This is a genomic window from Emticicia sp. W12TSBA100-4 (assembly GCF_040253585.1).
Taxonomy (GTDB): Bacteria; Bacteroidota; Bacteroidia; order Cytophagales; family Spirosomataceae; genus Emticicia.
Genome location: NZ_JBELAU010000006.1, coordinates 229,191 through 244,078, shown reverse-complemented (window position 1 = coordinate 244,078; position 14,888 = coordinate 229,191). Strand labels below are relative to the sequence as shown.

At 37.2% G+C, this 14,888-nt stretch carries 4 protein-coding genes; 3 read left to right on the top strand and 1 reads right to left on the bottom strand.

From position 1 onward, the window contains the following. Positions 1–62: 62 nt before the first annotated feature. Entirely contained in the window at positions 63–521 is a 459-nt protein-coding gene (locus tag ABR854_RS10225; protein WP_350265297.1) for an SRPBCC family protein, read from the bottom strand. Between the two features lie 182 nt (positions 522–703). Here ABR854_RS10225 and ABR854_RS10220 point away from each other — a divergent pair, with 182 nt between their 5' ends. From ABR854_RS10220 to ABR854_RS10210, 3 genes are all read left to right on the top strand, one after another. Further along, entirely contained in the window at positions 704–877 is a 174-nt protein-coding gene (locus ABR854_RS10220; protein WP_156511091.1) for a hypothetical protein, read from the top strand. A 217-nt stretch (positions 878–1,094) separates the two neighbouring features. After that, complete coding sequence (locus ABR854_RS10215; protein WP_350265296.1) at positions 1,095–3,422, top strand: 3-coathanger stack domain-containing protein; 2,328 nt, start codon at positions 1,095–1,097, stop codon at positions 3,420–3,422. Between the two features lie 42 nt (positions 3,423–3,464). Continuing rightward, positions 3,465–14,798 (top strand): Ig-like domain-containing protein, encoded by an 11,334-nt coding sequence (locus ABR854_RS10210; protein ID WP_350265295.1) that lies wholly within the window; start codon positions 3,465–3,467, stop codon positions 14,796–14,798. Positions 14,799–14,888: the final 90 nt, after the last annotated feature.

Sequence of the window (14,888 nt, the reverse complement as noted above, 5' to 3'; positions counted from 1 at the left end):
AAGTATTTTCTTTGGTCATATTTTTTCAACCAACATCAGCTTTTAGGGACTTTTATTCCCCTTTAGGGGTTAGGGGTTTTGAAAATTCGCTGATAAATTGGTTTGCGATAAAGGAATTGAAGATACAAGATAGGATAAAAAATGTAATCTGTCAAAATAGTGGGCGTGCGAAACTCAATTTCGTCAATAATTTTACTTCCAGAGCCTTTAATCGAAGTATTATCTCTTACGATTCTATGCTTGTGTTTCCAGTATTTTAGGAAAAAAGGAAGCTGAACTCCTTCATCAATAAAGTATGATTCTGCTACCGATAAATAAGAATCTGTGATTTTACTCACCCAAACTTGCCGTATAATAAAAAAGTTTAGTTCAAATGTAACTTTTTCACCAACTTTCTGTCCAAAGGATATAAGTTTCACAGGAGGAAATGGTGGAGATAGTTTGAGGAGTAATTTATCATCAAATTGATTCCATACGTCACTAACCGATTGATCTACAGCGGTTTCGATGTTTATTTTCATTGTTTGTTGCTTATTTGAGCGTGAAATAAAATAGTTTTTAAGAAAGGAAAACTGTCCGAGTGGTAAATACGTAAGTAGAAGTACCGTAAAATACGTACTAAAAATCAGGGGTTTTTACGCTAAAATTATCAAAAATACTTTCAGACCTTTGTTATGTTCAAATAACCCAAAAAAGAAGCTTTATGTTTTTACAAATTTACACAAGTCTTGGTCATTTAATCATGATTTATCCACTACAATTTTTATTAGTAGGGGTTTTGTTTGCTTTGGGAGTTTATGAACTCTATCATTTTTTAGAAATAGGAAAATTTTTGAGCATTGGTCGAAACTTCGGCCAGCGTAAATATATTAAGTAGATTATGTTTCATCATAGTGGTTAGGGTTGTACACAAAGAGCCGTTTCGTTTGAGACGGCTTTTTTGTTGATTGATTTTATGAAGTTAGACTTCGCATTTTATATATAATCTTAATATAATTATATGAAATATAGAAAAAGTATATTTTTTACTTGGATGCACGCAACATTTATTCTAAGTTTGGTTTAACGAAAATACTTATAACCAAATAATTAAAATGAAAAGCTTCACACTTTTCCTCTGGATTTATCTCGGAGGCTTATCTTCTATTTTTGCACAGCAGGTGCTTCTTCAAGGTTTTTATTGGGATTATCCCAAAGCCGGACAAGGCTATAATTGGTCAGATACGCTCAAAAATAAAGCTCCTGAACTTTCGGCGGCTGGTTTTACACATATTTGGTTTCCACCATTTGCAGGCAATGGAAATAAGTCGGGAGGCTATGACCCAAAAGATTTATTTATTGGGCAGAATTCTACGCAAACTTCTCTCGGGACTAAGCAAGAAATCAAAGATATGGTGGCAACTTTTACGGCAAATAATCTAAAACCAGTGGGCGATATGGTTTATAATCACCGTGATGGTGGAAAACCCGAAGCTAATAATGCCGTAAAAGAGTATATGTTGTTTTATGCAGGAAGAAATGATGGTTCTTGCCCCAATACTTCTTACAAATCACCATTTCCATCTGACCGAGTACGCATGATAATTCCCGTTGGTGGTTCAACTGGTTTGGGAGTAGGTACATATTATGTGAGTATTGGTTCTCGTTCGGGCGGATATGTTGGTAAGAAAATTATGCTTTTTGCTACTACAACTAAAGCAGGTGGCGGACAAGCTTGGGATTTTGTGAGTGGTTGCAACCCGAAAAACACAGCTATTACAGTTAACTCAGATATTGCTGCATCTGGTGCTGAGTATGTAACGAATCTGAAGCAAGGCTATTGGAATACTTTTGATTTTACGAATGATGTTGATGAATTTAAAATTACACTTGATGCCAATAATTACAATTCTGATGGCGATACGTTAGTTATTCAAGCTATAAATCTTTGTGGTGATTACACCGACCACCGAATTTCGAAGATTTGGTACACTACTGGTAGCACAGATATTGCTAATCCTGCAAACTGGAATTCTTCGGCCTATAAAGTTCAGTTTCAGACATTTACAGATTTTACGGGTTTACCAAGTGGACGTGGTGGAAGTAACTGGAAGTCATTCAGACCAAATTGGAACGAAGGTGGAGCAAGTTCAACGGGCGGGGCGACAACTACTTGTATTGGCCCTCAATGGAGTATGCAAAGCATGGATTATTTTTATGACTATGATCATAATCAATCAATGGCTCGTGATACCTTGATTGCTTGGACAAAATGGGCGTATGATGAATTGGAAGTAAGAGGCCTAAGGATGGATGCTATCAAGCATTTTGAAGCAAATTTTGTTGGGAAAATGCTGACCGAAATGTATAATGCCAATAAAATCCCTGATTTGGTAGTAGGTGAGTGGTACGGACAAGAAAATCCAGCGATACAAAATTGGGTAGCTGATGTAAACGCTTCGATGAGCACGGCTGCTCGAACGGCCATTCAGCCAAAAGTTTTTGATTTTGCTTTAAGAGATGCCCTTAAGCAAGCCTGCGATAATGGTGCGGATGCTCGAAATGCTTTTTATAATAGTTTCAGAGATGGACGTGGCATGAGTGGCTTCAACTTGGTAACCTTTGTAAATAACCACGATTTCAGAAGTTCAAACCCGACTTATGGTGATGCTTTGATTTGGCAAAATCCGATTTTAGCTTATGCTTATATTTTGACAAATAATCAGTTGGGAGTGCCTACGGTTTTTTATCCCGATTATTATGGTTATCCAGCTCATAATACTACTTATGGTACTGATACTTACGGTTTTGATTATCATCCGACAGGTTTACAACCTTTGAAAAAAGAAATTGACCAACTTTTACAAATTCAAAAACGATTTATCAATGGTTCGCAAGCAGTTTATTACCTCAATCACTATGGAGGAGCATTGAACCCTGTCCCTTCTCCAAATTTTTATCAAAAAGGTAAACATTGGCGAAGCTTGATTTACCAACTTGATTCAACAGGAAGTGTGGGCAAGCGTGAAGTAATTGTTGCGATCAACTTTGATGATGATAGCTTGAAAGTCAATCACTTAATTGCTAACAATGGGCGATATCCAGCAGGGACAAAGTTTACCGATATTCTTCAAAAATCTTCAACTTTAACTACTACAATCGATTCTCAAAATCGAATTTTTATTTCGTTACCTCCTAAGAGTTTCACTGTCTATATACAAGGCGAACCTCCATGCTTTGAGTATAATTTAAGTAAAAAACTGCCGAATGGGAGTATTTTGAAATTTGAATCACCGAATACAATTTCAGCCTCTAATTTGCTCGAAAATGGAGCAAATATCAAATATGATGCAGCCAAGAAAATCTTGTTAAACCCTGGCTTTCAAGTAGAGCAGGGTGCAGTTTTCGAAGCATTTATTGATGGTTGTGGCGGAGATAAATGATCGCCTTATAAAACTTTGCTGTAAAAATTTAACTTATTATTTATGAAGAATGTTCTCCTTTCATTCACAAAAAAACTTATTGCTGTTTTTATAATTTTAGGGCTGTGTTCGACTTCAACTTTTGCGGGAAGTGGCATATTTGAATCTTATGTAATTGTTCAAGCTAATGGAGGGTCAGCTAATTATTATGATTTGTTCGCATCCACAGGAAACCCCGATTTTCAAGGTTTAAATTTGGGTGTATTTTCGTGTGTAAACTCACTTGTAATAAAGGGAGGACAGAATAAAACCTATAAAAATGGCACTGATAATATTCTAAATGGCTATTTATATTACCGTGTCTATAAAAATGGGACGGACCCCAATTTGGTTGGTTTTACATCAATAAATCTTGGTTTTGATATTAATCTAAATGGTTCGGGCGACCAACAATGGACAAATTCAGGAGCAAATACTAACATTTTGCAAGGTTTGGCCGATGGAACTTATACTATTGAGGTTTATTCAAGTGCGGATTTTACTTATAGTGGAGGAAGTGGAACTCACTATCAGAATGTTGGGGGGGCAAATTATAAAGCAACTTTTACGGTTAGCAATCCTATCAATATTACTACCCAACCATTGACACCAGCCGCGTTTTGTTGGGGAACGAATGTAACCTTAACCGCCGCTGCTACTGGGGCAGATACTTATATTTGGCAAGAAGAAATTTCGGCAGGAAATTGGTTGAATATTTCGGGTGCAAATGGTTCAATGAATATTGCTGGAGGGACTGTTTCATTGACACTGACCAGCTTAACAACCTCCAAAAAAGTACGTTGTTTATTTACAAATTGTGGTGGAATAAACACTTTGCCCACCTCGGGAATTACGCTAACTCCTCAACGCCCCAGTATTTCACTCCAACCAATTTCTCAGACAGACTGTGATGGAAATACTGTTGACTTTACAATAACCGCGTCTGCAGGAAGTACCTTTGTATGGCAATGTAAGAAGCCCAGTGATGCAGATTTCTTGACTGTAAGTGCCACAACAAACTTGGTTATAACAAGTACATCGACAACTTCTGAATTAAAAGTTAAAAATATCGGGAATGCCGAAAATCCGCATTTGAGCATTTATAGATGTGTTGTTTCTGATGCAAATTCTTGCTCGATGATCTCAAATCAAGCAACTTTATCAGTTAATTCAATAAATAATATTGCAGATTCACCAGCTATTTGTACAGGCGGAAGTACTTCTTTTTTAGCAACTTTTGTAGGAATCACAACTTCCATTAAATGGCAAAAAGGTACTGTTGAAACTACGGCTGGTTCATATAGTGATTTGAATGATAGTTCACCCAACATACTTGGAACAACCACCAATACTCTTTCGTTGTCGAATGTTCCTTTTTTAGATAATAATACATTTTATAGAGTAAGAGCAGTATTTACGACCGTAACAAACTCAGGGACAGGTACTTGTACAAAAACTCAAGTGGTAAGTTCTGTAAATAATTCTGGTAAATTGATCGTCAACGCTTTACCAATCGCTCCAACTGCCAATAATGCCTCTCGATGTGATGTTGGAACAGTAACGCTTTCTGCAACTTCAACTTTAAATGCAGATGAAAGTTTTAGATGGTATGAAACCAATGTTTCAACGACAGTTTTAGGAACAGCAGCAACTTATACAACTACTTCATTAGCCGTTGGTACATATACCTATTATTTAAGTGTATATAATAGTAGTACCACTTGCGAAAGTATTCGTACGCCAGTAACAGTTATCGTAAATGCTATTCCAACTATTACTTTGGGCAGTGTGGCTGATATTTGTAATAATGCTACGAGTTTTAGTTTACCCTTTTCTGCTACCACAAATTCGCCAAATCAATATAGCATTTCTGTGGGAAGTCCAGCTTTGAGTAATTTTTTAGCAATTAATAATGCCACAATGGGCAGTTCGCCAATTGATGTTACAATTCCTGCGAATGCAACACCTAATACTTATCAATTTATTGTTTCAGTAAAAAATTCCAGCACGACCTGTATCTCGCCAGACCAAATTTTTACTATTAAAATTAATGATACACCCGTTACACCGACTGTTACGAATCCGATAAATTATTGTCAGAATGCTTCAACAACTATACTGTCGGCAATTGCAAGTGGTTCTAATTCTTTGTTATGGTACGGTACGAGCCCATCAAATGGAACATCAAGTCTTATAGCTCCAACCCCAAGTTCGAGTATAATCGGTACAACATCTTATTATGTAAGCCAGAAAAATGCCAATAACTGTGAGAGTTCGAGAGCCTTAATTTCTGTAGTAGTTCATGCAGTCCCAGTGGCTCCCGCAACTTCATCTATCAATTATTGTCAAAATGCCACAGCAGGAGCTCTTACTGCTACAAACTCTGGCTCTAATACTTTATTATGGTATGGTTTAAGTTCAGTTGCTGGAACAGCAAGCACTGCAGCTACAACTCCAAGTACGGCAAGTATTGGTACATTTGCTTATTATGTAAGTCAAATATCGCCATCACCTGCCAATTGCGAGAGCCCAAGAGCATCAATTGCTGTAACAATCAATGATTTACCACCAACACCGACAGTGGCAACTCCCGTAGAATATTGTCAAAACTCGACAGCTTCGGCACTTTCAGCTACCTCAATAGGTACAAATATTTTACTTTGGTACGGTACTAATGCTGTCGGTGGAACTTTAAGTGGAGCTGCTCCAAGCCCTTCGACAAGTTCAACAGGTACAACGAGCTACTTTGTGAGTCAGAAAGATGCCAATAATTGTGAAAGTTTAAGAGCAAAAATTGATGTCGTTGTTACGCCAAGTGTTTCGGCATCAATTTCGGGAACAAATGCTTTTTGTATCACTGGTGTTTTAAATAGCTCAACAATTTTAACTGCTAATCCGACTGGAGGAAATGGTTCATATAGCTATCAATGGCAGAATTTAGCTGGAAATATAGCTACAGCTACAAGCCAAACTTTGACGGTGAATAGCACAGTTCAGTCTGCTAACTCAGATACATATAGAATAACAATTATGTCTGGAAATTGTACAGCAACAGCGGCTATTACAGTAACCAAGCAAGGTTGGAGTGATATTCCAAACGTTTCAGTAAGTCCGATAGGAGATATTTGTGAAAGTGGTATAAAAACATTAAATATTAATAGTCCGAGTGCATTTGGTATCTATAAATGGTTTATTGATGCTTCTACTTTGACTCAAACACAAACGGGTACAAGTTTTTCTACACCAAATCTCACATCAACCACAACCTATTATGTAGCTCGTGAGCAGCAAAGTACTGCTAATCTTACCTGTCAGACCGAAAGAACTGCCATAGTTATTAATGTAAATGCTATTCCAGAATCTCCAACGATTGCAAACTCAGCCAATAAAACGACTTTCTGTAATAGTGAATCAGGATTTAATTTATCTATTTCGTGTATTTCTGGAAGTGCTAAATATCGTTTGAATAATGGTTCTTGGACAGATGGAAGTTTAGTTTCAATAAGTCCATCTACCTATAATTCTTCTACGATACTTAATTATGATTTTAAATGCTCATTGAATACCAATTGTGAAAGTGGATTGGTATCAACAAGTATTACTATCAATCCAGTACCAAATGCACCAACCGTTTCTGGAAATACAAGTATCTGTTTGGGGGCTTCAACAACTTTAACCGCAAGCGGCTGTTCGGGAACAGTCGTTTGGTCAAATGGCACAAGTGGTACTTCAATAATTGTTTCATCAGCAGGAACATATAATGCTACTTGTTTGGCAAATATATGCGTGAGTTTAGCTTCTGCTACCCAAATGGTTATAGTAAACTCAATACCTTCTGCCCCAACTATAGTATCAGATGATGCCGATAATATTGTTTGTGCAGGTACAAATGTAAAGCTAACTGTAAGTGATTGTGTGGGCACCGTTGTTTGGTCAAATGGCACAAGTGGTACTTCAATAATAGTTTCGTCATCAGGTACTTATAACGCTACTTGTTCAGTCAATGGTTGCATGAGTGCAGCTTCTTCGGTACAAAATATAGTTGTCAATCAAAATCCAACTGTTACTCTTGGCATTATAAATAGTATTTGTAATGCTGCAACAATTTTTGATTTACCCTATACATCTTCAACGAATTCTCCTGATAAATATACTTTAACTTCAACAATGCCAGATTTTATGGCAACTGCTGAAACTAATTTATTGGTATCGCCTATAACCATAACTATCCCTTCTGGTAAAACAGGTACACACAGTTTTACATTAAATTTAAAAAATAGTACAACAAATTGTATTAATAGCCAGACTTTTAGTTTAACAGTTTTGCCAGCTTTGCTGGGCGGAAGTATTGAAGTTTCATCAAGTACAATCAATTGTGCTGGTTATAATCCTGGAGTAATTTCAAGTGTAAGTATAGCAAGTGGTGGAAAATTAGCTTATGTATATCAATGGCAGTCATCAACAGATAATCAAAATTTTACTGATATTGCTGGAGAAAATCTTACAACTTATAATCCGCCTGCCATTACCCAAACAACGTATTATCGTAGAAAAGTAACTGATGCATGTGGAACAGTAGTTTACTCTTCAAATGTACATCAAGTTCAAATTGTGGCTGACCCGCAGATTACGCTAACGGATGCCAATGAACGAGTAATCTGTTCGGGTGAAAGTGTGAATTTAGAAGCAACCGCAATTGGTGGCTCAGGAACTTGTACCGCCACTTGGGAATCGTCGGCAACGCAAACTGGCACTTATTCAGTTGAACAAGCGGGTGGTTTGAGTTTTTCCAAAACGCTTATAAATAATAGCTCATCAACACCATTGGTTAAGTATTACAGAGTTGTTTATGACTGTTCGGGAACAGGTTCAAGTGCTTGTGGACGTTCAATTTCATCATCAGTAAGAGTTAGAGTAAACTATGTTCCAAATGCACCAATAGTTTCAGGGAATACAACTATTTGTGTAGGTAATTCAACTCTCTTGACAGCGAGTGGTTGTGCAGGTACAGTTACGTGGAGTGATTCATCAACAGGAAGTACGTTAAGTGTTTCATCAGCGGGAACTTATAGTGCAACTTGTACTGAAAATTCATGTGTAAGTTTACCTTCAAATATATTTAATTTAACGGTCAACCCAATACCCAATGCTCCAACTGTAATTTCAGATGATATAGATAATACGGTATGTGATGGAACAATTGTTAGACTCAGCGTAAGTGATTGTGGCGGTACAGTTGTTTGGTCTAATAGTACGAGTGCTACTTCTATAAACGTTTCATCATCAGGTACTTATAAAGCGATTTGTGTCGTGAATAATTGTGCGAGTGTGGCATCAACAACACAAACTGTTGTAGTGAATACGATTCCAACTGTTCCTATAATTTCTGGAAATACAAGTATTTGTTCTGGAAACTCAACAACTCTCACCGCAAGTGGGTGTTTAGGAGTTGTAATTTGGAATACAGGTGCGACCAGTAGTGCATTAAATGTCTCAACATCAGGCACTTATAACGTTGCTTGTGTCTTAAATGATTGTGTGAGTGCTGTTTCACAGACTAAAATAGTTTCTATAAATTCGATACCAATTGCTCCTACAATTTCGGGAAATAATAGTTTTTGTGTGGGAGGTTCGACGACATTGACTGCTAATGGATGTTCAGGGATGATTACATGGAGTACTGGCACAACAGGAAGCATATTGAGTGTTTCATCAGCAGGCACATACAGTGCAACCTGTACAGAAAACCTTTGTATAAGTGATGAGTCATTGATACAAACGGTTAGTGTAAATCCATTACCAACCATTTCACTGGAAACCATTGATAATATCTGTAATACTGCCACTACATTTGGTATATCATATACTGCCACCACCAATGCTCCAGATAAGTTTAGTTTGACCTCGATAATGCCTAATTTTATGCCGATTACTGAGGAGATACTGCCTGTATCACCGATTTTAGTGGCAATTCCACCAGCGAGAACGGGTATTCAAAACTTTACTTTGAATATTAAAAATAGTACGACAGGCTGTAATAATACTCAAACTTTTAGCGTAACGATTTTACCAGCGTTAGCGGGAGGAAGTATCGAATTATCTTCAAGTAGTATTAACTGTTCAGGATACAATGCAGGAGCGATCTCAAATGTAAGTTTGGCGAGTGGTGGTAAGGCAGATTATCTATATCAATGGCAGTCATCTACCGATAATCAGAATTTTTTAGATATTTCAGGGGCGAACACAACAACTTTTGACCCGCCTGCATTAACTGAAACGACCTATTACCGCCGAAAAGTGACAGATGCATGTGGAGCTGATGCAGTTTCATCCAATGTATATCAAATTCAAGTAGTTCCTGATCCACAAATTACAATTACAGATGCCGCTGAGCGTACAATATGTTCGGGTGAAAATATTAGTTTAGATGCTACGGTCATCGGAGGTTCTGGAATGTGTACCCCAACGTGGCAATCTTCATTGACTCTATCTGGTACCTACACTAATGAGCAAGTAGGTGGGCTAAGCTTTACCAAAGTTCTGACAAATAATACAACGGCTACAATTATTAAATACTACCGAGCAATTTATGGATGCAGTGGAACAGGTTCTGGCTCTTGTAATCAAGGAGTGTCGAGTGTTGTGAAGGTGACTGTAAATCCAGTACCAGATACCCCTATAATTACACCTGCTTCGGTTGTTATTTGTCCAAATCAATCAGCAATTCTAACTGCCAGTGGTTGTATAGGTATTGTGACATGGAATGGTGGTCAAACTGGAAGCACTTTGTCAGTTTCAGAAGCGGGTAGTTATTCAGCTAATTGTGTACTAAGTTCTTGTATCAGCACAACAAGTTCTTTAGCTACTGTCACGTTAGCTTCAGGAGGAACTCCTGTTGATCCACCTATCATTAGTGGTACTGCTACTATCTGTAATGGTCAATCTACCACTCTTACTGCTACAAATTGTTCTGGTCTTGTGACTTGGAGTAATGGATCAACGGGTGCAATAATTAACGTAAGTCCTTCTATTTCAGTAGATTATACCGCTACCTGTTTTGATGGAACTTGTACCAGTAATAATAGTAATAAAATTACAATAACAGTCAATTCGTATCCTACTATTACAACTCAACCTAAAAATGAAGCAGATTGTAATGGAAATTCGGTGACATTTAGGGTTATCGCAACTTCGGTAACAACTTATCAATGGCAACGGAAAATACCAAACGGAACTTTCACAGATATCGTTGCTGCTACGTCTAATGCATTGACAATTAGTGATGTTGGTAGTGCATCAGATCCAAATCTGACTGAATATAGAGTTGTAGTTTCAAATGCCGTTTGCAGTTTAACTTCAACGATTGCGGTACTTACTGTGAACTCAGTTGAGGGAAGTCTTGCAGATCAAACTATCTGTGATGGAGCAAATGCAAGTTTTAATTTATCAGCTATTAATATTTCGGGAAATATTCAAGGCTATCAATGGCAGCGAAGAATAGGCACATCTGGTACATGGAATGATATAGCAGATGCAACTACAACTACATTTACAATTAATGCTGCAACCAATGCTGATGAGCAGTATTATCGCTGTAAAGTAAATTTTTCAACAGGAGGTACAACTACTTGTGCCAGATATACAACTGAGGAGGATTCAAATGGTGCCAAATTGAATGTTTTAATTGCTTCAAAGCCAAATATTATAGGGACAAACGAGATTTGTTTGGGTAGAAGTACAACACTCACTGCTAATAATTGCGAAGGGATAATCGCATGGTCGAGTGGACAATCAACTGCTACAATATCTGTTTCGCCAACAAATAATACCTCATATACAGTTAGCTGCACTTCAACTCAGTGTGGGTTCAATGTTTTGTCTGCACCGTTTTTAGTCACTGTGAATTCAACTCCGCAACCTGAGATTATTACATACGATGTAATCACGCCTGCTACATTAATTTTTTCTGCTCTTACAACCGTTCCAGACGCCACTTTAATGTGGTATAATCGTGCGTCGGGCGGAACTGGTACCACAACAGCTCCTTCATTTTCGGCTGTTGGCACATACTCATACTGGGTAACACAGACTGACCCAATTTCTGGTTGCGAAAGCTTCAGATTGCCAATCATCGCAAAAGTTTTAAATTATTTTCATATAACTCAGCAACCATTAAATCAAGTTGATTGTAGAGGAAATTCAGTCTATTTTGGTGTTGTTGCAGTTGGCTCAAAAGCAGAATTTACTTATCAATGGCAACGAAAACGTCCAAATGACCCTGATTTTGTCAATTTAGTTGAAGATGGAAAAGGAATCAGAGGTTGGTATGCTAAGGAAATGGCGGTGTCAAATGTGGGAGATGCCAATAATCCAGACCAAACCCAATACCGCTGTATTATTGGGAATAATGGACAGTTTTTGACCTCCGAAATATCGACATTGACAGTTAATTCTTTGGTTGGTTCAATGCCTAATTTAGGTATATGTATAGGAGCTACCAATGAATTTAATTTACAAAACTATTTTACTATTACAGGAAATGTAATGAGCTATCAATGGCAAACTCGACCTGGTACGAGTGGGGCATGGACAAACTTAACTGACGGAAATGGAATTGTTGGAAGCTCAACAAGTATTTTAAAATTTACCAAAGCAACCTATGAGCAAGGAGTTTATTATCGTTGTTTAGTCAAATTCAATACCCAAGGTTTTGAATGTACCGAGCCAACTGATGCTGCTAAACTTATTGTTAGTGGTTTTCCTCCTGCTCCATCGGTTTCGAGTGTGTTTTACTGTCAGAATGCGAATGCGGTAAGATTAAAAGTTGATAGCCCAATTCAGAACCTTGTGTGGTACACGCAAGAGGTAGGAGGAAGTGGATTTAAAACAGCTCCAACACCTAATACAAGTATAGCAGGCGTATTCAAATATTATGTATCTGACCGTACTGACGAAGGCTGTGAAGGGCCAAGAGCAGTAATAAATGTTTCTGTGGGTGCATTGCCTCCAGCCCCGAAAAACACTACATTAAGTCCAATCTATGAAGGAAATACGTTGACATTCTCTGCTGAAGGGACTCCTGTCGAAAACCAAGTGTTACGTTGGTACACCACTCCAACTACTTCTACATTTTCGACAGTCGCTCCTGTATTTACAGCGGTTGGTATCTATACACGCTATGTGGCTCAAGTATCTGCTTTTGGGTGTGTAGGCCAACGAACTGCTATTACTGCCACTATTATTCCGAGCCTAAAATTTACTAAACAACCAACTTCAGAGGCCGATTGCGACGGAAATTCAGTGACATTTAGGGTGACGGCTACCGCTCCGAGTGCATTTACTTACCAATGGCAACGCCAAAGGCCAAACGAAACAAGTTTTATAGATTTACCTAATGAAATGTCTAATTCGCTCAAAATAAGCAATATCGGAAATACTGAAAATCCGAATTTGACAAAATATCGTTGCATAATAAAAGATGATAAAAATACTGTTATCTCAGAAGAAGCCATATTGACAGTAAATCAGATTGTAGGGAAATTAGCAACAATGAGTCTTTGTGATGGAAATGTAAGTAAATTATCATTCAGTAGTCTGAGTATTACAGGGAATGTGCTTATGTATCAGTGGCAGAAAAAAACTGGAAGTACTTATACTGATATTCCAACCAATGCTAATGGTATTGCAATTATCAACGAAATTGGTACTTATCGTGGTAGAATCACATTTTTAGTTGATAAAACGACAACATGTAATCGTTCGACAGAAGATTTTAAAGTAGAACTAAAACCAAGTCCAGTTGCACCCGACGTTACAAATCAATTCGTTTGTCAAAATACAGTTTTTGATATAACGAGGGCTGTTTCGGCAACAAATTCTCTACTTTGGTATGATTCAGCTACTGATACAACTGCTGATAAAACAACACCAAAAATTGATATAACTAAATTGAATAAAACCACTTATTATGTGAGCCAAATAACACCTTTTGGTTGCGAAAGCGAGCGAAAATCGTTTAACGTTGAGGTTGCTGCGATTCCAGAAAAACCAATTGTTAGTGATGTTGCTTATTGTCGAAATGCTCCAAGTCTTGCACTTACAGCAACTACTTTGCCACAAAATAAAGTAGTTTGGTATGCTTCATTAACTGCTAAAGATGCGTTTAGACAAACACCAATACCTGATACAAGAACAGATGGTGAAATCATTTATTTTGCAGCCACCCAGAATCTGGCTTCTTGCGAAAGTGAACGATTACCACTTAAAGTTTCGATTTCACCTTGTATCGCAACTTTTGAGAATAACTTCAACAATTGTTTGCAAGTTTCGGCTGATAGTGTGAAAGGAAATAAATGGTTTGACTTGCATGATAATTCAGGGAAAATCTATGCTTCAGTAAATCCTAATGGCTTAAATTTGGGTAAAGTTTCTATTTCGATTCGTCATTATGGACGAGGAAGTTCTGCAATTCCAGCCACCAAAAACGATACAAAGCTAATGGCTCGCTATGTCGATTTTCAAAGCTCTCTTTTGAATGAGTTTCCTACTGATGTCTCATTACGTATTTATTACTTAAATGAAGAATTGAATGAATATAAAACCTCGACCAATTTACCAAATCTAACTATTAATGATTTCAATATTCTACACTATGATGGAATCAGAGAAGATTGTGGTTTTGAAAATAATGATAATTTTACGGAGGGGGATAGCTACGTTATTTATAAAAATGTTATCGGAAATCAAATCGCTAAAGATTTCTTTTACTTGCAATTTGATGTAAATAAGTTTTCAGAAAATGGAGCAACCGCCAATGATTTTACAGAAATTAGTTTTAGCGGTAAAGAAATCGAGAAACAAAGCGTACAACTCAATTGGCAGAGCCATTATGAGATCAAAGCTGATAAATACATCTTAGAACGTAGCGAAGATTGTAAGAACTTTATAAAAATAGGCGAGATAAAGGCAAATGGCTCTGCAAGTACTTATGAAAGTGTTGATTATCAGCCATTTGCTGGCAAAAATTGTTATCGTTTGGTTTATATCGACAAAGATGGAACAAAGAAATATCTTGATGTAATCGAAGCGAATTTTACTAATACAGATCCGATATGTTCAGTATTCCCGAACCCTTGGACTAAAGGCGATGAAATAAATTTGTATTTGAGAAACATTAAAGCAAAAACCATTAAACTTTATGATATGAGTGGAAAAGACCTCTCGTTTAGTACAAGTAAAAATGAGTCAAAAATTATCACGATTCGCCCTGATGTACATCTTACTAAAGGTATTCATTTTGTGATAATAACGGGTGAAGACAATAGGAAATGTGTACAAAAAGTTGTTATAAACCCATAAAATAAAACACTAAGCCTTACAAATATTTGGTCTGGCTTAGTGCTTTTAAACTTCTTTATGGTGAAGGAATATATAGTCGAAAATGACTGA

What these genes read in the sequence shown, in the direction of transcription:
- ABR854_RS10225 (WP_350265297.1), bottom strand. Translation starts at nt 521, where the DNA reads ATGAAAATAAACATCGAAACCGCTGTAGATCAATCGGTTAGTGACGTA.
- ABR854_RS10220 (WP_156511091.1), top strand. Translation starts at nt 704, where the DNA reads ATGTTTTTACAAATTTACACAAGTCTTGGTCATTTAATCATGATTTAT.
- ABR854_RS10215 (WP_350265296.1), top strand. Translation starts at nt 1,095, where the DNA reads ATGAAAAGCTTCACACTTTTCCTCTGGATTTATCTCGGAGGCTTATCT.
- ABR854_RS10210 (WP_350265295.1), top strand. Translation starts at nt 3,465, where the DNA reads ATGAAGAATGTTCTCCTTTCATTCACAAAAAAACTTATTGCTGTTTTT.